This is a genomic window from Bdellovibrio bacteriovorus (assembly GCF_001592745.1).
Lineage (GTDB): Bacteria > Bdellovibrionota > Bdellovibrionia > Bdellovibrionales > Bdellovibrionaceae > Bdellovibrio > Bdellovibrio bacteriovorus_B.
Genome location: NZ_LUKD01000001.1, coordinates 1386679 through 1408040 on the forward strand (window position 1 = coordinate 1386679; position 21362 = coordinate 1408040).

Sequence of the window (21362 nt, forward strand, 5' to 3'; positions counted from 1 at the left end):
CGTACGAGCATTTAGGTCATAATACAACATATGATGACTGGACTGAATTTCAATCGCTCCTTATTTATCCTCTTCTTGGCTTTTGTCTCATATTCATACACTCCCCAGGCTTTAGGCCAGAGTAAGGATGAATTCTCTCTGTTCGAAAAAGAGCTCGATGCAAACTCTTCCGCAGAGGTAAAACCTTCGTCGGCGCCGAAGCCTACCGAGAAAAAGAGTTCGCCTCCGGCGAAAGCCGTTTCTGCTCCGGCCGCTAAGACCACGCCAGCTCCGTCACCTACACCAGCACCCTCAGCTAAGACCACCCCGTCCCCAACTAAAGAATCTCCAGCTCCAGCAAGTCCTGCGGCTCCAGCGCAAACTACACCCGCTCCGGTTGATGCGAAAGTCCCAGAAACAGTGGCGGCTACCGTATCTACAACTTCCGCCGAAGAAACTTCAGATCAAAAGATTGAACGCCTAAAAAAGGAAATCCGCAGCGGTCCTAAAAATGGCGCTTTGATCGTCCAACTAGCAGAAGAATTTTACAAAAAAGAAGACTATGAAAAAGCGACGCTGCTTCTGTGGAAACACGTCGATAAAATTGATCGCAAAGGCTTAGTGCTTTTGGCGAAGGCCCATGAAAAACGCAAAGAGCCCAACGAGATGTTGCGTGCTTTGAATGTGCTTATCGGAAAAGACGAAAAAGATTTTGAAGCTTATTCACTCATGGGTAACGCCTATGTCATGAGCCGCAAAACCAAAGACGCGATGGAAAGCTATAAAAAGGCCACCGAACTGAATCCGCAGTATGAGCCGGCTTACGATGGGTTGATCGACCTTTACGAAAAGCGAGAGCCGCCAAATCTTTATGAGTTGCGCATCCTTTATCAAGACATGGTCCAAAATATCGGACCACGTCCTCAGTATCTGCGTAAACTTTGCGAAATCAATACGATGGATGCCACCTATGAGCCGGCAGTTCATGCCTGCAATGAAGCCATTCGTAAAGACCCTAAAGTCGCTGATGGTTACGTTTACCTGGGTATTAGCCAGAAGGCCTTAGGTGAAGACGATGTGGCTTTAAAAACGCTCAAGAAAGCTTCTAAAGACTTCCCGAAGTCAGAGCTGGCGCAATATCAGTATGGAAAGCTCTTAGAAGATCAGAAGAACTATGTCGATGCGATGAAACAGTATAAAGCCGGCACAGAGGCAGATCCTCAGGCGGCCCGTTCTTGGTTGGGGCTTGCGACTTCGTCGTTTGAAATTCGCAAATTTGATTTAGCTTTGATCGCGTTTAAGAACGCCTGCAAGTATGACAAAAAAAATGCCGTGGCCTTTAGAAAAGCCACGACAATTTTAAGAAACCAGAAGAACTCTCAATGGATCGGAAAGTTTGAAGACGCTTCCGAAACTTGCACGTTCTAATTTTCGGTGACGATACCACCTAGAAGATCGTATTCCATACTATCGGTGATGTGAACTTTAACCATGTCACCGACTTGTGCTTCACCTTCATTGATAAGAACAACTCCATCGATGTCCGGAGCTTGACCCCAGAAACGGCCTTGCAATAACAAGTCAGTCTCTTCACTGAAGCCTTCTACGATCACGTCGATAGTTTTACCCACAAAATCCGCGTGTTTTTCGCGAGAAATATTTTGCTGAATTTCCATTAAAGCATCGTGACGGAACTGTTTTGTTTCTTCATCAATTTGATTTTCCATGCGGCCGCCCGGAGTGTTCTCTTCTGGAGAATACTTAAAGCAACCAACGCGGTCGAATTGTTGTTCAGCTACGAATTGCAAAAGTTCTTCGAACTGTTCTTGAGTTTCACCTGGGAAACCTACGATAAATTGCGTGCGGATCACAGCTTCTGGGATGTGCTCACGGATATTCATCAAAGCCGTTTCGACTTCATCACGAGTCATCTTACGGTTCATACTCTTAAGAACAGCGTCATTGATGTGCTGTAAAGGCATGTCGAAGTACTTCACGATCTTTTTGCTGTTTTTGATCACTTGAACCATCTCAGGAGTGATTCCATCTGGATACAAATACATCAAACGGATCCATTGAAGACCTTCAACTTGATCCAAAGCTTTCAGCAACTCGACCGGGCTTTCTTTGCGAGTTGGATCTTTACGGCGGATATCCCAACCGTAGTCTGTGAAGTCATGGCTGATAATGATGAGTTCTTTAACTCCACCTGCGACTAAAAGTTTTGCTTCAGCGACGATAGCATCAATCGAACGAGATTGAAGGTTTCCGCGAATCAAAGGAATCGCACAGAAAGCACAACGCTTCATGCAACCTTCAGAAATTTTCAAATAAGCACGGTGACCCGGTTGAGAGTTCACGCGCGGAGTTGCTTCTTCTTGAAGATAAGTGGGAAGATTAAAGAATGTTTTCTTCGTATCGCCCGCATCGGAATTTTTAAGAATCTTTGCGATGTTTTGGAATTCACCAGAACCTACGAAAAGGTCTGCTTCCGGCAAACCTTCAACAAGGTCGTCTTTATAACGCTGAGTTAAGCAACCTGCGACAACGACTTTTTTAATTTTGCCTTCTTGCTTAAGGTCACTCATATCCAAAATTCTTTGGATGGATTCTTTTTTTGAATCTTCGATGAAACCACAAGTGTTTACGATCACCGTGTCCGCTTCTTCAGCTTCGCCAACAACTTGGTAGCCGTCCTTCATCAAAGTACCGGCCATGATCTCACTGTCGACAAGATTCTTTGGACAACCTAAAGAGATAAAATGAACTTTGTTGTTTTGAGTTGTCTCTTGTTTCATAGATCCGTCACCTGTGCACCTTTAGGCGGTTGGTATTTAAATAAGCTTTTCTTTTCTTTTTTCTTAAACTCGATGTCCGAAAACTTCAGTGTCGTCAGATTTCCGATATCGTCTTTATAAGAAATCTCGTTCAGCGTGCTGTCTTTCGGGTTTATCACGACTTGCATCGACTTCACCGTCAGATCATCGTACAGCGGGGTTACATCGAGCTTCACAAGATCGCCCGCTTTTTCTTCCTTCTGAACTTTAAAGTTCTTTTCTAAATCCGTTCCCAGAAGCGAAGAAATCAAAATATGCGACCTAGTTTTTTTATCGACTTTACCTTTAGCTACTTGAACAGGTCCGCCGAATTCTTTTGGAGGAGTTTGCTCACTCCAAATCGTCGAACCATCGAAAACCAAAAGAGTTTGTTCTGGTTTTGTGTTTTCCCAGCGGAACTTGCCGTTCGCTAAAAAGATTTTTCCTTCGTGCTTTGTTTCTTTGCCCAAAAGTTCTGACTTCACAGACTTTTCCACGCTCATTTCCACAAGCTTGGCGTTACGATATTTCTTAGAAACTTTTTGAAGAGTCCCATTTCCCGTTGCCGCAAAAACACCCCAGGAAAAGGTCATTAGGAAAAACAAGATACTGATTCTTTTAAACATTCGCGATTTATAGCAGATGTCTGGACGCTCCGCAAGAGAGCCTCCTATGAGCTAGGACCCAAACCTCAAAATGAGCTGGGCAGCCTAGTGCTATGTGAGCCGCCCTCGCTGTAGCCCCTGTAGTTAAGACATCATCGGCAAAAACCCAGAGCGTCTCAGGCGCAAAGTCCACAGGGCTTGTAGAATTTTCACGAAGCTTCATCTCTATCAGGGCCCTCTCCGCCCGGTCCGCTCCGCGCTGGTGATGCTTTGAAGTCTTCTCTAGGCAGGGTTGAAAACCCGCCCCTAAGGCCTTCGAAATCCCTTGGGCCCAAGCGTACGAATGATCCTTTTGATCTCTGCGTTTGGCAGGGGCCGGGACGACTTGAACGGGTCGTCTAAGAGAGACTAGAGGTAACGTTTTCCGAACGAAATCTTGCGCATAATAGCTCCAAGCCTCTTCGTTGTTCGTTCCCTTTAGCGATAAAACAAGTTGGGAAAGAATGTCGCTTCTTCCGGGATCCCAGTTGTAATGAGCCCGCGCCTGAAAAGGTGGAAGTAGAATCGGGGTTGCTTGCTCCCACCGATCTAATTTTAGAGCACAATATCTACAAAACCGCCCCTTAGTAACCAAGAAGGATCCGCAATTCAGACAGCACGACAGGTGTCTCTTAAATAAATTAAATGTTGGATTCATCACAGTGCTTCTACTGCAAATTCTTTGACAGCTTTTGCGGCCAGGCCTAGAAAATGACTAGAGGGGAAATCATGAAACTTTTTGCTCTGATTCTTACTTTGGGTCTTTCACTTCAAACCTTCGCAGCTCACCGTGGTCTTTCGCCAGTTCGCAGGGCAGGTGAAACTTACCAACAAGCTCGTGACCGCCATTTCTTTAATTGGAATTTTAAAATCCCTTCTCCATTCCCATCGCCATTTGATGATCATCAAGAAGAGATGTCTTTTGGCTCACCAGTGGATAGATATAAAAAGCCCTTGAAGAATTTAGATCTTAGCGAAATTCCCGATGTGGGCTCTTACGCGGATCTAGAACGTGAATTCAAATATGTTCGCGACTCCCGTTTCATTCAAACAGACGATCCATCATTTCCTCGCCGCTTAACATGGATGTATCCAGATGATGGCTGTTACGCTCGTGCGGAAATGGCGAAGATTGAATTGGTTGAACACAATTTCCCTGCGCCTAAAAAGATTTTTGTGTTCGGAAATCTGCACGCAATCACGAAGAACTCCCCAACGGGAGATGTTATGTGGTGGTATCACGTGGCAGTGACTTACAGAGTGGGTAACGAAGCCTACGTTTTTGACCCAGCGATTGAACCAACACGTCCGTTGAAACTGACAGAATGGAATGACAAAGTCGGCGGCACTCGCTCGAACGTTCAATACTCCATTTGCCACAAAGATACGTTTGACCCTTCCCAAGACTGTGTGAAACCGCACGCATTGACTGAGCAGGAAGCGTTGAGCGAACAGGTTTCTTTCTTAGAATACGAATGGGACCGCGTGAAAGACTTGGGTCGTGATCCTTACAAGGAACTGGGTGAATTCCCACCTTGGTCTGTAGTTCACTAGATATTGTGGTACGGAATTTTTTTGATGATCGTAAAGGCGCGGTAGATTTGCTCTAAGCTCATCGCCTGCGCCATTAAGTGATTCATCACCATGGGCGACAGCGCCACCTTCAGATCGGCTCTTTTTCGGACGTCTTCGTTAACACCAAACGCCCCACCAATAATAAAAATAGAGCGCTTTTTGGAACTTCCCAGAATGTTTTCGATTTTTTTAGAAAACTGAATGGAGTCAAAGGCTGATCCGCGCTCATCAAAAAGAACGACGAAATCGTCGCTATTGATATTCTTAAGAATGAGTTCGGATTCTTCGTTGCGTTTAAAATCAGCATCTTCACGAGCGGATTTTTTTGCTTTCAGACTTTGAATTTCAAAGGGAATAAAGAAAGAGATCTTCTTTTTGTACAACTCGCTGACCTCATCAGCCCATGCCTCTTTGGCCGTCGCGAGATTGTACAAAATGAATTTCATAGATTACTGAGCCTCGCCCTTACCCAAGTAAGGATCTTTGAAGCCGAGGTCTTTGCCTTCTCTCCAAAGGTTTTCAAGGCTGTATTCCTGACGAACGAAATCATAGAAGATGTGAACGATCAAAGAACCGTAGTCCACAAGAACCCAGCGTCCTTCGTCGATACCTTCCACACTTTGTGGATGCACGTTGTATTCTTCTTTTACCGCCATCACGATGTTTTCAGCCATAGCCGCTGCGTGACGAGTGGAAGTACCTGACGCAATCAAAGTGTATTCGCTTGGAGCTGCAATTCCCGTTAAGTCAAAGCCACGGACGTTGATGCCTTTCTTAGCAAACAAGACGTTCGCGCAGAATTCAGAGAACTTTTTAAAGTCCCCGATACGGTCACCCAAGTTACGATAAAGCTTGTGATCTTTGATGTAAGATTCAACAGCTAGCGGAAGATATTTTTCAACCGGTTTACCCGTGCGCAACCACTTACGAAGCTCACTTGCAGAAATTTCGATATCACGCAAAGTGATGAACTGAATATTACGGCCGGTATTCAACTCGATAAAGTTGAAATCAAAATCTGAAACCATCGGCTTTAAGTAGCCTGGCATTTCATCTAAAGATTCTGGAGTTTCGTAACCAGGACGAGTCGTAACCACCAAATTCACTTCAGAAAGAAGCTTTTGATAGTCTTTCCATTGAGAAAGCTCTTCAAACTTATCCGCGCCAACAACCAAATAAAGATCGTTAGCGTCGTAAGTTTTACGAAGATTCAAAACTGTATCAATCGTGTAGCTCATGCCACCGCGTTTGATTTCTTGATCGTCTACGAAGTAAGTCTCGCCATATTGTTCAAAGGCTAGGCGAGTTAGTTCCAAACGTTGTTCTGCTGTTGGACCCTCAACCGGAGTTTTCAAAGGGTTTTGAGCCGCAGGAACGATGTGAACTTTTTGAAGGCCGACTTTTTTCGCTACTGTTTGAATAGCGTTGATGTGGCCCATATGCGGAGGATTAAAACTTCCACCAAAAATACCTATTTTCATTATTCTTCTTCCTCTTGCATGATTTGACGAGCAAGTTCTTGAATAAATTCTTTGATATTTTTGCCCGTCACTGCCGAGATTGCATAAGGCTCTTGGCCCGAAATATCTTTGAACTTATTCTTAAGTTTCATCAGTTGTGTTTCGCTTAATGTGTCGATCTTGTTGAGCACAACAAACTGAGGACGCGTGGCAAGAGGGAAGAATCCTTCTTTGTCTTCGTTGTTGGTGTCGTACATCTTAAGCTCGTTATTAATATCTAAATAATCTTCCACTGGATCACGCCCCGACATACCGGAAGCATCAATCAAGTGAATGAAAAGACGCGTGCGTTCGATGTGCTTTAGGAATTGAATTCCTAAACCAACGCCTTCGTGCGCGCCCTTCACTAATCCTGGGATATCCGCAACGACGAATGACGTGTAGTCACCGGCTTTGACGACACCCAAGTTCGGAGTCAAAGTTGTAAAAGGATAATCCGCAATCTTCGGACGAGCCGCAGAGATGCGCGATATCAAAGTGGACTTTCCAGCATTTGGAAAACCAATGATTCCCACGTCGGCGATCAATTTCAACTCAAGCTTAACTTCAATCTCTTCACCGTCTTCGCCAGGTTGTGCATAGTCCGGAGCTTGATTCACACTTGTTTTGAAAAACTCGTTACCCATTCCGCCACGTCCGCCTTTAAGCAAAACGTACTCAGAAATTCCCGTCATATCGACGATGATTTCGCCCTCAAGAGTGCGGATCACTGTTCCCTCTGGAACAATCATCACCAGATCTTCACCATTGTGACCGGATTTTTGTCGACCCATGCCCATCTGGCCATTTTGAGCCGCATATCTTTTGTTCTGACGAATATCGACAAGAGAATTGATATGTTTAGATGTACGGATAATGACGTCGCCGCCTTTTCCACCGTTACCACCATCAGGACCACCGCGTGGCATAAGCGACTCGCGGCGATAGCTGACGCAACCAGGGCCGCCTCGGCCTGACGCAAGAGATATTTTTACTTCATCGATAAACTTCATATAGCACCAACGGTCACGGCTGTATCACAGATTCACTGAGAAGGGCATGCCAGAGTAAGGACATTGAAAGCGTTATAGGGGGAAAAGACGAGGGGCGAGGCCCAAACAGAAAAAGGAGCCAGTTTGAAGTGGCTCCTTTTCAGTATGAAAAATTCTTGATGCTTATCCGAACTGGTTTAATCGAAACGATTAAACAGCTTTTGGATAAACGCTAATTTTGAAACGTTCTTTAGAGAAACGTTCAAACTTAACAAGACCTTCGATAACAGAATAGATCGTGTAGTCACGACCCATTTTAACATTGTTACCCAAGTGGAATTTTGTTCCACGTTGACGAACAATGATTGTTCCTGGAAGAACTTTTTCACCACCGAAGCGTTTTACACCTAAGCGTTTACTCTGTGAATCACGACCGTTCTTTGTACTACCACCGGCTTTTTTACTTGCCATGACTAACCTCTCTTAAGAATTAAAAATTATGCTTTCTTAGAAGTTTTCTTAGCTGCTTTTTTCTTAGCGCCAGTTGCTTTTTTTGCAGTCTTTTTAACTGCTTTCTTAGCAACTTTCTTTTTCGCTACTTTTTTAGCCGCTTTTTTAACAACTTCTGCAGTTCCTTTGTTCGCTGCACGCTCTTTACGAGCTGCTACGCGAGCTTGTGCTTTTTCTGCACGAACTGCTGCTACGTCTACTACTTTTGCAGATTCATCTGTTTTCGCAGTTTTACCGTCGAAAGAGATCGCCTTAACAAAAAGCTCTGTGAACTCTTGTTTGTGAGTTGCGAACTTTCTGTAACCTTGACGACGCTTCTTTTTGAAGACGATTTGTTTTCTTGTTTTAGCTTGTTTTGTAACTACAACAGTTACTTTCGCGCCTTTTACAAGAGGTTGACCAACAGCAGTGGACTCACCACCAACCATCAAAACTTCGTTGATTTCAAACTCTGCGCCAAGTGCTTGCTCAAGCTTATCTACTTGAAGAACGTCACCAGCTTGAACTTTATATTGCTTACCGCCTGTACGAATAATCGCGTACATGAAATACCTCCAGCTACCCGAATTAAGCCAATGGTAAATGCCACCTCGCACTAGGTTTTGTCAACCTAATACATGCTATTTTTTTCAGCTTTAAAAGGGAGAAAAAGAGAATAGCTTTCGCCCCCCTTAAATGCAAATCTTTGTTGCAGATTTTTAGAGGGGTCCAGGGTTAAAAGAAAAGCCTGTTTTTTCAGCAGCTTAGCTAAGATTAGGGCTTCAAAAGTTCACGCTTAATCGCGTCGCTTAGTTGAACCTTAGGGCTGTTTACAAGAGCTTTAATCATCTCCATGTGATCTTTATATGCCTTCTCAGTCCCCGCTGTACGAGTTCTGGCGGCAATAACGCGGAGCTCATCTTTTTCTCTGCGCAAAGACTCAAAGATCACTTCGGCCTTCTCGCTGCTGTTTCTGATGGCACTTTTGCTTTCCAGGAAATATTCCGCAGCTTTATCGTAACGGCCGGCATGAGCATTAATGCTTGAGCCTACCAAATAGTCCCTTTCGGACTTCTGCACTTTTGCATCTTTCAAATAGACTTCGTAGGAATCCGCCGACTCTTTATACTTCTTCGTCGCCTCTTCTACTTTGTTGGATGTGCGAAGCTTGTCGGCCTCAAGCCGTGTTTGGTTAAAGTACACACGTGCTTTATAACTATCTCCATACATCCCGGCGATTCCCTGGCGCATGAGCTGATTGCGTTCAACGTCGGAAAAGCCGGCCGCCTTTAAGAGATCTGCTTTCTGTTTTAAATCCGCCGCAGAATAAGTTCCGTATCCACGGCCGGTCTCTGAGGCTATTTCGTGCGCTTTTACCAAAGCCTCTTTTTGTTCGGCCGTCAGGGCGCGACCCAATGATTTTTCCGCTTCAGCAATGCGTTCCGCGTTTGTAAGCTTGGCCATTTTCGCGAGATCAACCGCCGCTTCTCCTGCTTTACTTGCGACCGCCGTTTCTTTAGCGGCCAATCCTCCCGCTTGCAGAAGTTTTGCTAGCTTGGGAGCTTTCGCTAATACGTTCACGGCCTTTCCGGGGCTTACGACAGAAAGAACACCGTAACAGAGCATCTCGGCTTGCGCTTCATTATTAAAGCACGCAAGCTTCACGCCTTGTTTTTCTAGGTACTGCTTTCCTTTTTCTAAAAGATTTAAAGAGACCTCAGACATTTTCTTTAGATCAGCGTCGCTCAGCGAACCGTCTCGACGCATTCTCCACAAGGCCAGTGGTGCTAAGATAGGGTTAGAGAACATGACAGCGTTTGAATATGTTTTGATTGATGAATCAAACGTGCTCGAACGGCACTCAGGGCTGTTCCAGCATTCACGAATATTGGAGGCTCCCTTGCCGGCTAAATCCGGAATCGACGAAAGAGCTTCCCAAAAATCTTTACCCACTTCGACCGCGCCGGAAAAACATCCTTTCAACTGATCAATGGGTCTCATTAATCCTGAATCACAAACCGCGCCCGGTGAGCAAGAACGAATAGAGGACGCGACTTCAGGATCCGACTTCGCCAGGTTTTCACAGCCCGCAAGCTTTTGCTCGGCCTTACACATTTCTGACGCTAGCTTTAAAGGCTCAGGAATTCGTTCGCAATCTCCTAAAAATTTTGAACATGACAAACTGATGTCGGCTGAAAACACCGACAATGGAAAAAGCAAAGTTAGAATAAGGAGTTGAATCGCCTTCATGAACATTACATCGGCATTTAATGGTGGTTCTAAACAGCTTTTATGGAATAACTAGGGGCCCTGGGTAACAGGGTCTAGGCTAGGAGGTACTGCTGCGCGTGATGCAATCTCTAAAAAGAAATTCTAGGGTTATTGAAAACAGAATGAGGTGTTCTCGATGAAGAAGGTTGGGGAATTTCTGAAAAAATCTCGCGAGGCTAGGAATCTTTCTCAGGGAGATGTTTCCACCCACCTCGGCTACAACACCCCTCAGTTCATCTCAAATTGGGAACGCGGTCTTTCTCTTCCCCCCGTCACCACTCTAAAAAGCCTCGCAAAACTTTACAAAATAAATGCTGACGAACTTTTTCAAATGATTTTGGAAGAGCATCTTGAACAGACAGCAGAATCTCTTCGCCAAAAATTTGAGGAAGAGAATCTAAAATATTCTAAACAAAGAAAATCTCGTACTGCTCTAAGTGGTAGTTAGGCTCGATCTTGAAGGCCACTGAGCGCCCGAGTTTTTTCTCGATGCTTTCAAGGCTTTCGCCTTCGACTTCATAAATCCAATCCACGACACCGCTGTGACAATGAATGACGACATTGGTTTTCTTATTGATAAGCATGTCGGCATCACGCTCTAGTTCGCGGAAGATTTCATTCGCTACTGTGGATTTACGTTTAATATAACCTTTTCCATCACAGTAAGAGCAAGGCTCACACAAGGTCTTAATAAGACTTGGACGAATGCGCTTACGAGTCATCTCTACAAGACCCAACTGAGACATAGAAACGATGTTTGTGCGTGCGCGATCGCGCCCTAATTCTTCGGCCAAAGCTTCTAAAACTTTTTCGCGGTGAGATTCTTTTTCCATATCGATGAAATCGATGATGATGATACCGCCGCAGTTACGAATGCGCAGTTGGTGCGCCGTCTCGCGAACCGCTTCCAGATTGGTTTTTAAGATGGTGTCTTCAAGATCTTTTTTCCCGACGAACTTACCCGTATTCACGTCAATGACTACGAGTGCTTCGGCTTCATCAATCACGATGTAACCGCCGGACTTTAACCAGATCTTTCTTTCCATCGAGCGAGAAATTTCAATATCAATGTCGTACAAATCAAAAAGAGGTTTTTGTTCTTCGTAAAGTACGATGTTTTGTTTGTACTTGGGCATGAACTGAGAAACGAACTTCACAACTTTTTTGTGAATTTCGATATTATCAACCCACACGCTGGTCACATCTTCAGACATCAAATCACGAAGCGCACGCAGCTCGACATCAAGTTCGGTGTGAACCATGCCCGGTGTTTTTTTCTTTTCATAGTTTTTGAAAATTTCTTTACTAAGACGATCTAAGTATTCGATGTCCGCTTTCAACATCTCTTCAGAGGCGCCCTCGCCTGCGGTACGTACGATCACACCCCCGGAAGGATTGATTTTTTGTACCAGCTTACGCAGGCGTTCACGTTCTGTCTCATCTTCAATACGGCGAGAAATTCCTAAGTGGCGTACAGTCGGCAAAAACACGACGAAACGACCTGGCAAAGACAGATGCGTCGTCAAGCGCGCACCTTTCGTTCCCAAGGGATCTTTAGCTACCTGAACTAAAATGGACTGACCTTCTTTTAATAAATCCTGAATAGGAGTTTTATTTTGATGTGAAGGAAGTTTGTCGTCATCCCCTTCCATTTCCAAGGGTTCCTCACGATCAACATCAGACAAGAAGTTGTCGTCCACGTCTTCACGGATATCGCCGACATAAAGAAAGGCCGCTTTTTCTAAGCCGATATCCACGAAGGCTGCCTGCATTCCAGGAAGAACTCTTAGTACGGTCCCGCGATGAATCGACCCGACCAAGGTCGGCGAAGTTTTACGTTCAATTTTTAAATCAGAAAGAATGCCGCCATCGACATAGGCCACACGAGTTTCTTGAGGTCTCACATTGATGAGAATTTCAGCTGACACAACAACCTCCTACCCTAGTTCATTAGTCCAGAAACAAGACCGAGAGCAAATAATATTTAATATTGAAACACATCTGACCGAAAAGATCATGGAAATAGAGCCTTTACCGGAGATTACGATGGCAACAATTGATGAACTGTTCAAACTCATGGTGGAACAAGGAGCCTCCGACTTGCACATTACAAGCGGCGCACCTCCGTATTTGCGTCTCCATGGAAACATGATTCCGTTGAACTATCGCGAATTGACGAACCAAGACGTACAAGGTTTGCTCTTCGAGATTCTTTCTGAGAAGCAGAAAAAAGCCTTCGTCGAAAAATGGGAACTGGATTTTGCCTACACCCTTTCAGGCATCGGACGTTTTCGTTGCAATATCTTTATGCAAAGAAAAGGTCTTGGCGCCGTTATGCGTATCATTCCAGAAAAAATCAAAACGGCACAAGAATTGGGTTTACCTCCAGCAGTGATGGACATGATCGATTGCGATCGTGGTTTGATTCTAGTTACCGGCCCCACGGGTTCGGGTAAATCAACAACGCTCGCTGCGATGATCCATCAGATCAACGCCACTCGTGAAGCGCATATCATCACGGTGGAAGACCCGATCGAGTTCGTACATCCCAACTTAAAAGCCTTGGTGAATCAACGTGAAGTTGGAAGTCACACGAAAAGTTTCGCGAACGCCTTGAAAGCGGCTCTGCGTGAAGACCCAGATATCTTGCTTGTCGGTGAGTTGCGTGACTTAGAAACTATTTCGTTAGCTTTGACGGCTGCAGAAACAGGTCACATCGTGTTTGGTACTCTTCACACGAACAGTGCTGCTAAAACTGTCGATCGTATCATTGACGTTTTCCCTGCGGGTCAACAACAACAAATCCGTACGATGCTTGCAGAAAGTTTGCGTGGAGTCGTCGCGCAAACACTTTTCTCGCGCGCCGATGGACAAGGTCGTGTGGCCGCTTACGAAATCATGCGTAATACAAAAGCCATCTCGAACTTGATTCGTGAAGGTAAAGTCCATCAAATCCCTTCAGCCATGCAAACGGGCTCAAGTCAGGGTATGGTGCTTTTCGAAAAATACATCGAAGACTTGGTTCGCAAAGGAAAAGTTTCTGCAGCCGATGCAAAAACTTTCTTGGGTCAAGCTGGCGGTGGCGATACAACGATTCAAGGAACTCTGGCGGGAGGCTCTGCCCCACGCACCAAAGTTGGCTAATTAGAAATCGTACGAAAATTGAACTATTGAGGGAGCCTTGGCAAGATTTGCCAGGGCTCTTCTGCTTTTGAGTTCTTGATCAAAGACATTGGAATAATCATAAGTTTTGGCAGCTGGGCGCGAGGAGTCATAAACAACATATCCCAAACCAGCCGCAAATCCGATCAAAGCTCCGGTCGTGATATTGTCGGTGTGCTCTTCGGGTTCACCATAAAATGAGAGAGTGCTTAGCCCCAGGATCGCTCCGCCCAGACTGGAAAACAAAACAGTTGCAATACTTCTTTTCACCGTTCTGTCTGCTTGCGCAAAAGAGGCAGAGGAAGTGAACAAAATCACGGCTGTTAGTAAAACTGAGGTCCACTTCTGTAGTGTCATGATTGCCTCCTGCAACGAACTAAGATAACTTTTCTTATTTAAACACTCTTGAGGTGCCCGGTGCAACTAAGTCGTTATATTGACCATACTCTTTTGAAACCTGAAGCGCAGTTAGCGCAAATCGAAAAGCTTTGTGCAGAAGCCAAAGAACACGGCTTTTTCAGTGTTTGTGTAAATACCTCTTACGTCCCTGCGTGTGCGGAACTTCTTAAAGGCTCCTCCGTCAAAGTTTGCTGCGTTGTCGGCTTTCCTTTGGGAACAATGGATACGGAAAGCAAAGCTTTTGAAACTTCAACGGCCATCAAAAACGGCGCAGGCGAAATCGATATGGTGATCCATGTTGGTGCTTTAAAAGACCGTCGCTTAGACTATGTGCGAGACGATATCAAAGCCGTTGTGAAAGCCGCGCAAGGTCGCACGGTGAAAGTGATCATCGAGACGTCTCTTTTAAATAACGACGATAAAGTGTTGGCATGCAAAGCCGCGATGGAAGCCGGGGCTCACTTCGTAAAAACATCCACAGGATTTGGTGGCGGTGGCGCGACGGTTGATGACGTCAAACTGATGAAATCAGTTGTTGGTGATGCACTGGAAGTGAAAGCCTCTGGCGGTATTAAGGATATCGCTCAAGCCAAAGCGATGATTGATGCCGGCGCAACTCGCCTAGGCACAAGCTCTGGAATCATTATTGTTCAGGGCGGAACCGTTCAAGGAGGTTACTAATGGCATTTCTTCCAGCAGAAATTATTAAAGCGAAACGCAACGGTCGCGAACTCTCCTACGATGAGATCAACGAATTTATTCTGGGATATGCGCGCGGTCAGATTCCTGATTATCAAATGTCGGCGCTTTTGATGGCGACATTTTTTAAAGGCATGACGACGGAAGAAACTCTGTCGCTTACGAAAGCCATGCTTCACTCTGGTGAAGTTGTGGATTTTTCTTCCGTGCCGGGATTTAAAGTCGATAAACACTCTACAGGTGGCGTGGGCGATAAGACCAGCTTGATTCTAGGTCCGATCGTTGCCGCTGCTGGCGTGCCCGTCCCGATGATTTCAGGTCGCGGCTTAGGCCATACCGGAGGAACGTTAGATAAGCTTGAATCTATTCCTGGATTCAATACACAAAAATCTTTGCCTGAATTCGTGGAGCTGGTTCGCAAACATGCGATTTGCTTTATCGGTCAAACAAAAGAAATCTGCCCTGCGGATAAAAAGATCTATGCACTTCGTGATGTGACAGCGACGGTGGAAAGTCTTCCGCTGATTTGTGCTTCGATCATGTCTAAGAAATTGGCCGAAGGCATTGATGGCCTGGTGCTGGACGTGAAGTTTGGTTCTGGCGCCTTCATGAAAACTCCCGCCTTAGCAGAAGAACTCGCTTTGAATTTAATGGCTATTGCTAAAGGCTACGGTAAGAAAGTAACTTCTTTACTGACAAACATGGATCAGCCTTTAGGTCGCTTTGCCGGCAATTCTTTGGAAGTCGAAGAATGCGTTGCGATTATGAAGAACGAAAAATTCATCGGGCCCGGCGGATACGATCTTTATGAGGATACGCGCGAACTCAGCCTTCAACTTTCAGCACACATGCTTCTTTTAGCAGGAGTTGGCCGCACGGCTGAAGAATCTTATAAGATCGCTTCTGACATGCTGACATCCGGTAAAGCGATGGCGAAGTTTGAAGAGCTCTGTGGAATACATGGTGGAAATCTTAAAGCCCTTCCGAAGCCCCAACACAAAATGATCATTACAGCTGAAAAAGATGGTTATGTTCACGGCTTCCATACAGAAAGCATTGGTATTGCGGGCATTATAATTAAAGCCGGTCGCGCGCAGACGACGGACGTAATTGCGCCTACAGCCGGGATAGAGTTTCACGTTAAAGTGGGTGACGAAGTCAAAGCGGGCGAAGCTGTCTTCACGTTGCATGGCGATGATAAGGATCTATTGCAGTCAGCAGTTCCTCTGTTGAAATCGGCGATTAATATTTCCTTGCCAAAAATTGCAAAGCCTAGTTTGATACTGAAGACTTTGAGCTAATACTCAAGGGACGCAGAGGAGAAAATTTTGGTATTAAATAAGCTTCAAGAAACCATCACCTATATCCGTACTAAAACTTCGGCAAAACCGAAGATCGGTGTTGTTTTAGGTTCAGGCCTTGGCGCTTTTGTGAAGGATGTGGAAGTTGAAATCACACTTCCTTATAAAGACATTCCTCACTTCTCTCCTCCAACAGTCGAAGGCCACTCTGGAAATTTAATTTTCGGTAAAGTAAATGGCCAGCAGATCGTGATTCTTCAAGGGCGCAATCATTATTACGAAGGACACAGCATGGAAAGTGTTGTGTTCCCTACTCGTACGCTAGCGATGTTGGGCATTGAAACTTTGATCCTGACAAACTCTGCCGGTGGTTTTGGTGAAAACATGCAAGCAGGTGACTTCATGATTATTGAAGATCACATCAACTTGATGGGCACGAATCCACTCATGGGACCGAACATTAAAGAACTGGGTCCTCGCTTTCCTGATATGACCGAAGCTTATGACAAGCGCTTGATCTCCATCATGGAGCAAGTTTTGTTAAAGCAAGGCACACGCTTTCACAAAGGCGTTTACTGCGGCGTAAGTGGTCCTACTTATGAAACACCTTCTGAAGTTCGTTACTTAAAACTGATTGGCGGTAAAGCTGTCGGTATGAGTACGGTTCCAGAAACAATTGCGGCGAATCACTTAGGTCTTCGTGTAGCGGCTTTAAGCTGCATCACGAATTTGGCAGCAGGAATTTCTTCGCAAAAACTTTCGCACGATGAAGTGACTGAGACTGCAAAACGTGTCGAAATTCAGTTTTTATCTTTCCTAAAAGAATTTATCGGACAGATCTAAATCAGGTCTTATTTCCCTTAAAAATATGAGGCTTCTTAATGTCATTATTGAGTGACTGTGGAGCCGTAATTTTTCCGCACTAGGCTTACCTTTAGATCCTTGGGTCCAGGTCCAGTTTAAACCGTTCTAGCCTCAAATTAAGACATATAATTACCGAAGAGCTAACCGATTGGGCCAACCGATTGCGTCTCACTAATAGGGACCAGGATGGCCCGCACAGGGAGTGAACATGGATGTTCAAAAAATTCTCTCGGCGGTTGTCTGCATCTTCGTATTAGCATCTTGTGGCAACAAATCGCCTAGCACCGTATTTCCAGAAAATGGAGCGATGGACTCGAGCGCATGCACGGGCCAAGCAATCCAGAATAAATTCATCGTCCAATGGGAAGATGGAAAATTTACGGTGGAACAGGCCGCAAACGCTGACGAATTTACGAAAAATTTTATCGAGCCACAGCTAGAGAAGATCCGCTATGTGGAGTTCGACCGTCAAATTCAAACATCTAAAACTGATGAAATTCAAGCCAATGCCTATTCCGATAGTTGGGGGCAGACAAAGATAGGTGCGCCTTCTTTGTGGGCTCAAGGTATTCAAGGACAAAATGTTAAAATCGCGGTTGTTGATGCGTTCGTCGACACAAGCCATCCGCAAATCAAACCGCGTATTGCTGTGAACACGGCAGAGATTCCAAATAATGGCAAAGACGATGACGGAAACGGTATTGTTGATGACTATTATGGAGCTTCGTTTGTCTCTATTCCAAATAACAATCCAACACCAAGCTCGCATGGAACTCATGTGGCAGGTATCATCGCTGCGGATGAGCGCTATGGCTCTGTTCAAGGCGTCGCTCCTCGGGCGCAATTGATTCCTGCGCAATTCATTGCCAATGATGGTGGTGGTTCGTTAGGTGATGCGGTTCTTGCTTTGCAATACTCTGCTTCGCGTGGAGCTAAAATCATCAATGCAAGTTGGGGTGGCGCTCCGTGTGTGGCTTCTCTAAGAAATGCTTTTGTTGAACTTCAAGGTAAAGGGATTTTGGTTATCGTTGCCGCTGGTAATGATGGACGCGATGTCGATGTTTACCCTGAGTTCCCGGCTTCATTCGGATTAGCGAATCAAATCACAGTGGCTGCTTCTTCCGTGTCAGATTTTATGACTTCATGGTCGAACAGTGGATTTAATCTTGTTCACGTGGCCGCTCCTGGTGAAAGAATTTTAAGCACGGTTCCAGGCAACTCGACAGCTTATATGGATGGTACAAGTATGGCGGCTCCAATGGTTTCGGGTGCAGCCGCCCTTTTATGGAGTGCTCGTCCGACCGCTTCCGCGCTGCAAATTAAAGAGTCTATTTTGCAGTCCGTCGACGTCGTTCCAGGACACGAATTTAAAGTAAAAACTCAAGGACGCATTAACGTACAAAAGGCGTTCGAAGTCTTAAAGCAGTTAGTTCCATAAATTCAATAACATAGCCTCAATCGCGCGTCGCATAAATAGTAGGCGGCGCGTCTCTAGTTTTAAGGTGATTCCTAACAACCTCATGATAGATTGGTCCCTTGTTTTTAAAGGGGTCATCCCTTCATAAAAAGGAATCATATGAGCACAGAAATTTCATCTGGCATTCAAGCTCGCCTGAACGATCTTGAAAAACGTAATGAAGCTGCAATGGCCGGTGGTGGCGCTGCACGTATTGCGAAACACAAACAAGGTGGACGTCTTACTGCCCGCGAAAGAATTGATGTTCTTGTCGATCCAGGCAGCTTTGTAGAGATGGACCGTTTTGTTACTCACCGTTGTACTAACTTCGGTATGGATAAAACTGTTGTTCCTGGTGACGGCGTTATCACGGGCTACGGTCGCATCAACGGCAAACTCGTTTATGTCTCTTCTCAAGATTTCACTGTTATCGGTGGATCTATGTCGCGCACTCAAGCCAATAAAATCTGTAAAGTGATGGATTTGGCGATGAAAAACGGCGCGCCTTTTATTTCTATCAATGACTCTGGTGGCGCTCGTATCCAAGAAGGTATTGAATCCTTGGGTGGTTACGCGGACATTTTCACTCGCAACACAATGGCTTCTGGATTGATCCCACAAATCACGGCGATCATGGGCCCATGTGCGGGTGGCGCAGTTTACTCCCCTTCTATTACCGACTTTGTCTTCATGGTGAAAAACACAAGCTACATGTTTGTGACAGGTCCTGATGTTATCAAGACCGTAACTCATGAAGAAGTGACGAAAGAAGATTTGGGTGGGGCAACAACTCACTCTGCAAAATCGGGTGTGGCTCATTTCGCTGCTGAAGATGACAAGCACTGCTTGTTGTTGATTCGTGAATTGATGAACTTCCTGCCTTCAAATAATTTGGATGATGCTCCGGTTCTTCCGACGAATGATCGTCCCGACCGTGTGACTGAATCTTTGAATACATTGATTCCAGAAAATCCAAAAAAACCTTACGACATGCTAGGCGTGATCACAGAGTGTGTGGATGAAGGTTACTTCCTTGAAGTTCATAAACATTTCGCGCAAAACGTGATCGTGGGTTTTGCACGTTTCAACGGACGCCCAGTGGGTATCGTTGCAAACCAACCGAACGTACTTGCAGGTTGCTTGAATATCGAAGCTTCTCGTAAAGCGGCTCGTTTTATCCGTTTCTGTGATGCTTTCAACATTCCAATCGTTTCTTTCGTCGACGTTCCGGGCTTCTTGCCAGGTAAAGACCAAGAATGGAATGGCATCATCACTCACGGTGCAAAGCTTCTTTACGCTTATGCAGAAGCGACTGTACCTAAGATCACTATCATCACTCGTAAAGCTTACGGTGGTGCTTACATCGTCATGGGTTCTAAACTTCTTCGTTCTGACGTGAATCTTGCTTACCCATCTGCGGAAATCGCGGTGATGGGTGCTGAAGGTGCTGTCAGCATCATCAGCCGCGAAGAGATCTCGAAAGCCAAAGATCCTGTCGCAGAAAAAGCTCGCCTGACCGCAGAGTACGAAGCGAAGTTCAGCAATCCATATGTTTCTGCAGAACTTGGATACACAGATGAGGTGATCGAGCCCGCAATGACTCGTAAACGCATCATTGATTCACTAGAGATGTTGAAACATAAACGCGACATCATGCCGGCTAAAAAGCACGGAAATATTCCTCTTTAATCAGAGGGTGAAGGAAGCTTTATATGGCATTATTTAAAAAAATCCTGATTGCGAACCGTGGGGAAATCGCCATCCGCATCACTCGCGCTTGTCGTGAGTTGGGTATCGGATCTGTGGCGGTCTTCTCTGATGCGGATCGTGACAGTCTTCATGTTTTCTTGGCGGATGAGGCTTATCACATTGGGCCTTCTCCTTCGAAAGAAAGCTATTTGAACTACAAAAAAATCATCGAAGTAGCAAAACAAGCTGGCGTGGACGCTATTCACCCGGGTTACGGTTTTCTTTCTGAAAACACCGTCTTTGCAAAAGCTTTGGAAGAAGCGGGCATCACTTTCATCGGACCTACGGTTTCTAATATTGAATCCATGGGTGATAAGCTTTCCGCAAAAGCCTTGATGAAAAAAGCCGGTGTTCCAACGGTTCCAGGCAGCGATGGTGGGGTTGAGACTGTCGAGCAGGCGCAAGCTATTGCTGAAAAAATCGGTCTACCTGTAATCATCAAAGCCTCTGCCGGCGGTGGTGGTAAAGGGATGCGTGTTGTTCGTAAGATGGATGAGCTTGAAAGCGCATTCCGCGCTTGCCGCTCTGAAGGTCAGAACTATTTCGCCGATCCAACAGTGTACATTGAAAAATTCATCAACGATCCAAAACACATTGAAATTCAAGTGTTCGGCGATAAACACGGAAACCATGTTCACTTGTTTGAACGTGAGTGCTCAGTTCAACGTCGTCACCAAAAGATCATTGAAGAATGTCCATCCCCTTCTGTGCCGAACGACGTTCGTTTGCGTATGGGTGATGCGGCTGTTCGTGCGGCTAAGCAAATCAATTACGTGGGTGCGGGAACTATCGAATTCATTTTCGATAATACGACCAAAGAATTCTACTTCATGGAGATGAACACTCGTCTTCAAGTGGAACATCCGATCACGGAAATCGTGACTGGCTTTGACTTGGTGAAAGAGCAGATCAATGTAGCGGCCGGCAGACCTCTTTCTTTCAAACAGGAAGATATCAAACAAAAAGGTCACGCGATCGAAGCGCGTATCTGTGCTGAAGATCCTATTACGTATAAACCTCACCCTGGTGTGATTCGCGCGTGTCGCCATCCACAGGGTCCGTTCATGCGTGTGGATTCTTACGCGTATCCTGGTTACGAAGTTCCTATCTTCTATGACCCGATGATCGCGAAAGTTATCACTTGGGGTGATAAACGTGACGAAGCTATCGATAGAATGCAGCGCGCGTTGTCTGAGTTTGTTCTAACGGGAATTAAGACCAACATCGTTCTTCATAAAACGATCTTGGATCATCCGAAATTCCGCGATGGATCTTATACGACTCAGTTTATTGAAAAGAACTTTGAAGTGATCGAACCGCAGCTCTTTAAAGAAGTTGAAGATCCTGTGTTTTTGATTGCGGCGGCTATCACTGCTTACAATGACCGTAAATCCAAAGATGTTCGTCAGTTGAACCTGACTTCAAACTGGAAACGCGTCGGTCGTAAACTTCAATTAAGGACGTAAC

Annotated in this window: 20 protein-coding genes; 10 read left to right on the forward strand and 10 right to left on the reverse strand. The window is 45.3% G+C overall.

The genetic code is table 11. The annotated features are described in order from the left end of the window. The first annotated feature begins 30 nt into the window (after positions 1-30). On the forward strand, positions 31-1407 hold the full coding sequence (locus AZI87_RS06675; RefSeq protein WP_063205637.1) for a tetratricopeptide repeat protein: 1377 nt from the start codon (positions 31-33) through the stop codon (positions 1405-1407). On the opposite strand, the gene rimO is transcribed toward AZI87_RS06675, so the two are convergent. Together rimO and AZI87_RS06685 are read right to left on the reverse strand one after the other, a co-directional pair. After that, the gene (gene rimO / locus AZI87_RS06680; RefSeq protein WP_063205639.1) at positions 1404-2777 is read right to left on the reverse strand and encodes a 30S ribosomal protein S12 methylthiotransferase RimO; all 1374 of its coding nucleotides are present in this window, start codon (positions 2775-2777) and stop codon (positions 1404-1406) included. The two genes, AZI87_RS06675 and rimO, sit on opposite strands and share 4 nt — an antisense overlap. Continuing rightward, positions 2774-3421 (reverse strand): LolA family protein, encoded by a 648-nt coding sequence (locus tag AZI87_RS06685; RefSeq protein ID WP_063205641.1) that lies wholly within the window; start codon positions 3419-3421, stop codon positions 2774-2776. The genes rimO and AZI87_RS06685 overlap by 4 nt, the downstream gene beginning before the upstream one ends. Positions 3422-4168: 747 nt before the next feature. Here AZI87_RS06685 and AZI87_RS06695 point away from each other — a divergent pair. Beyond that, entirely contained in the window at positions 4169-4993 is an 825-nt protein-coding gene (locus tag AZI87_RS06695) for a protein-glutamine glutaminase family protein (RefSeq protein ID WP_063205645.1), read from the forward strand. Here the strand turns inward: AZI87_RS06695 and AZI87_RS06700 are convergent. The 6 genes from AZI87_RS06700 to AZI87_RS06725 all read right to left on the reverse strand — a co-directional run bounded on the left by AZI87_RS06700 (position 4990) and on the right by AZI87_RS06725 (position 10244). Then, the gene (locus AZI87_RS06700; protein WP_063205647.1) at positions 4990-5460 is read right to left on the reverse strand and encodes a 23S rRNA (pseudouridine(1915)-N(3))-methyltransferase RlmH; all 471 of its coding nucleotides are present in this window, start codon (positions 5458-5460) and stop codon (positions 4990-4992) included. The two genes, AZI87_RS06695 and AZI87_RS06700, sit on opposite strands and share 4 nt — an antisense overlap. A 3-nt stretch (positions 5461-5463) precedes the next feature. Beyond that, positions 5464-6495 (reverse strand): nicotinate (nicotinamide) nucleotide adenylyltransferase, encoded by a 1032-nt coding sequence (gene nadD, locus AZI87_RS06705; RefSeq protein WP_063205649.1) that lies wholly within the window; start codon positions 6493-6495, stop codon positions 5464-5466. Further along, positions 6495-7526, reverse strand: coding sequence for a GTPase ObgE (gene obgE, locus AZI87_RS06710; RefSeq protein WP_063205651.1), 1032 nt, complete (start codon positions 7524-7526; stop codon positions 6495-6497). The genes nadD and obgE overlap by 1 nt, the downstream gene beginning before the upstream one ends. A gap of 189 nt (positions 7527-7715) precedes the next feature. Then, positions 7716-7976, reverse strand: a complete 261-nt coding sequence (gene rpmA / locus AZI87_RS06715) for a 50S ribosomal protein L27 (RefSeq protein WP_063205653.1) — start codon at positions 7974-7976, stop codon at positions 7716-7718. A gap of 26 nt (positions 7977-8002) precedes the next feature. Further along, positions 8003-8560 (reverse strand): 50S ribosomal protein L21, encoded by a 558-nt coding sequence (rplU, locus tag AZI87_RS06720; RefSeq protein ID WP_063205655.1) that lies wholly within the window; start codon positions 8558-8560, stop codon positions 8003-8005. 208 nt (positions 8561-8768) lie between these two features. Then, complete coding sequence (locus AZI87_RS06725) at positions 8769-10244, reverse strand: hypothetical protein (protein WP_155722507.1); 1476 nt, start codon at positions 10242-10244, stop codon at positions 8769-8771. Between the two features lie 157 nt (positions 10245-10401). Between AZI87_RS06725 and AZI87_RS06730 the strand changes: the two genes are divergently transcribed. Beyond that, positions 10402-10713: a helix-turn-helix domain-containing protein gene (locus AZI87_RS06730; protein WP_063242565.1), complete on the forward strand. Its 312-nt coding sequence runs from the start codon at positions 10402-10404 to the stop codon at positions 10711-10713. Here AZI87_RS06730 and AZI87_RS06735 read toward each other — a convergent pair. After that, positions 10673-12193, reverse strand: a complete 1521-nt coding sequence (locus AZI87_RS06735) for an Rne/Rng family ribonuclease (RefSeq protein ID WP_063205659.1) — start codon at positions 12191-12193, stop codon at positions 10673-10675. The two genes, AZI87_RS06730 and AZI87_RS06735, sit on opposite strands and share 41 nt — an antisense overlap. A gap of 118 nt (positions 12194-12311) precedes the next feature. Here AZI87_RS06735 and AZI87_RS06740 point away from each other — a divergent pair, with 118 nt between their 5' ends. Further along, on the forward strand, positions 12312-13409 hold the full coding sequence (locus AZI87_RS06740) for a type IV pilus twitching motility protein PilT (protein ID WP_063205661.1): 1098 nt from the start codon (positions 12312-12314) through the stop codon (positions 13407-13409). Here the strand turns inward: AZI87_RS06740 and AZI87_RS06745 are convergent, their stop codons facing one another. Beyond that, a complete protein-coding gene (locus AZI87_RS06745) occupies positions 13410-13784 on the reverse strand; it encodes a hypothetical protein (protein ID WP_063205663.1) in 375 nt (124 codons plus the stop codon). A gap of 60 nt (positions 13785-13844) precedes the next feature. Between AZI87_RS06745 and deoC the strand changes: the two genes are divergently transcribed. The 6 genes from deoC (at position 13845) to accC (ending at position 21361) form a co-directional block, all read left to right on the forward strand. Continuing rightward, positions 13845-14507 carry a deoxyribose-phosphate aldolase gene (gene deoC, locus AZI87_RS06750; protein ID WP_063205666.1) on the forward strand — a complete coding sequence of 221 codons (663 nt, stop codon included), beginning with the start codon at positions 13845-13847 and terminating at the stop codon, positions 14505-14507. Next, positions 14507-15826, forward strand: a complete 1320-nt coding sequence (locus AZI87_RS06755) for a thymidine phosphorylase (RefSeq protein ID WP_063205667.1) — start codon at positions 14507-14509, stop codon at positions 15824-15826. Before deoC ends, AZI87_RS06755 begins: the two co-directional genes overlap by 1 nt. 27 nt (positions 15827-15853) lie before the next feature. Beyond that, the gene (locus tag AZI87_RS06760) at positions 15854-16669 is read left to right on the forward strand and encodes a purine-nucleoside phosphorylase (protein ID WP_063205669.1); all 816 of its coding nucleotides are present in this window, start codon (positions 15854-15856) and stop codon (positions 16667-16669) included. Positions 16670-16898: 229 nt separating this feature from the next. Then, positions 16899-18128: a S8 family peptidase gene (locus tag AZI87_RS06765; RefSeq protein WP_063205671.1), complete on the forward strand. Its 1230-nt coding sequence runs from the start codon at positions 16899-16901 to the stop codon at positions 18126-18128. Positions 18129-18266: 138 nt separating this feature from the next. Beyond that, positions 18267-19835, forward strand: a complete 1569-nt coding sequence (locus tag AZI87_RS06770) for an acyl-CoA carboxylase subunit beta (protein ID WP_063205673.1) — start codon at positions 18267-18269, stop codon at positions 19833-19835. Between the two features lie 23 nt (positions 19836-19858). Then, on the forward strand, positions 19859-21361 hold the full coding sequence (accC, locus tag AZI87_RS06775; RefSeq protein WP_063205674.1) for an acetyl-CoA carboxylase biotin carboxylase subunit: 1503 nt from the start codon (positions 19859-19861) through the stop codon (positions 21359-21361). Position 21362 lies beyond the last annotated feature (1 nt).

Coding starts and splice junctions, on each gene's coding strand:
- AZI87_RS06675 (WP_063205637.1), top strand. CDS start 31: ATGATGACTGGACTGAATTTCAATCGCTCCTTATTTATCCTCTTCTTG.
- rimO (WP_063205639.1), bottom strand. CDS start 2,777: ATGAAACAAGAGACAACTCAAAACAACAAAGTTCATTTTATCTCTTTA.
- AZI87_RS06685 (WP_063205641.1), bottom strand. CDS start 3,421: ATGTTTAAAAGAATCAGTATCTTGTTTTTCCTAATGACCTTTTCCTGG.
- AZI87_RS06695 (WP_063205645.1), top strand. CDS start 4,169: ATGAAACTTTTTGCTCTGATTCTTACTTTGGGTCTTTCACTTCAAACC.
- AZI87_RS06700 (WP_063205647.1), bottom strand. CDS start 5,460: ATGAAATTCATTTTGTACAATCTCGCGACGGCCAAAGAGGCATGGGCT.
- nadD (WP_063205649.1), bottom strand. CDS start 6,495: ATGAAAATAGGTATTTTTGGTGGAAGTTTTAATCCTCCGCATATGGGC.
- obgE (WP_063205651.1), bottom strand. CDS start 7,526: ATGAAGTTTATCGATGAAGTAAAAATATCTCTTGCGTCAGGCCGAGGC.
- rpmA (WP_063205653.1), bottom strand. CDS start 7,976: ATGGCAAGTAAAAAAGCCGGTGGTAGTACAAAGAACGGTCGTGATTCA.
- rplU (WP_063205655.1), bottom strand. CDS start 8,560: ATGTACGCGATTATTCGTACAGGCGGTAAGCAATATAAAGTTCAAGCT.
- AZI87_RS06725 (WP_155722507.1), bottom strand. CDS start 10,244: ATGAAGGCGATTCAACTCCTTATTCTAACTTTGCTTTTTCCATTGTCG.
- AZI87_RS06730 (WP_063242565.1), top strand. CDS start 10,402: ATGAAGAAGGTTGGGGAATTTCTGAAAAAATCTCGCGAGGCTAGGAAT.
- AZI87_RS06740 (WP_063205661.1), top strand. CDS start 12,312: ATGGCAACAATTGATGAACTGTTCAAACTCATGGTGGAACAAGGAGCC.
- AZI87_RS06745 (WP_063205663.1), bottom strand. CDS start 13,784: ATGACACTACAGAAGTGGACCTCAGTTTTACTAACAGCCGTGATTTTG.
- AZI87_RS06755 (WP_063205667.1), top strand. CDS start 14,507: ATGGCATTTCTTCCAGCAGAAATTATTAAAGCGAAACGCAACGGTCGC.
- AZI87_RS06765 (WP_063205671.1), top strand. CDS start 16,899: ATGGATGTTCAAAAAATTCTCTCGGCGGTTGTCTGCATCTTCGTATTA.
- AZI87_RS06770 (WP_063205673.1), top strand. CDS start 18,267: ATGAGCACAGAAATTTCATCTGGCATTCAAGCTCGCCTGAACGATCTT.
- accC (WP_063205674.1), top strand. CDS start 19,859: ATGGCATTATTTAAAAAAATCCTGATTGCGAACCGTGGGGAAATCGCC.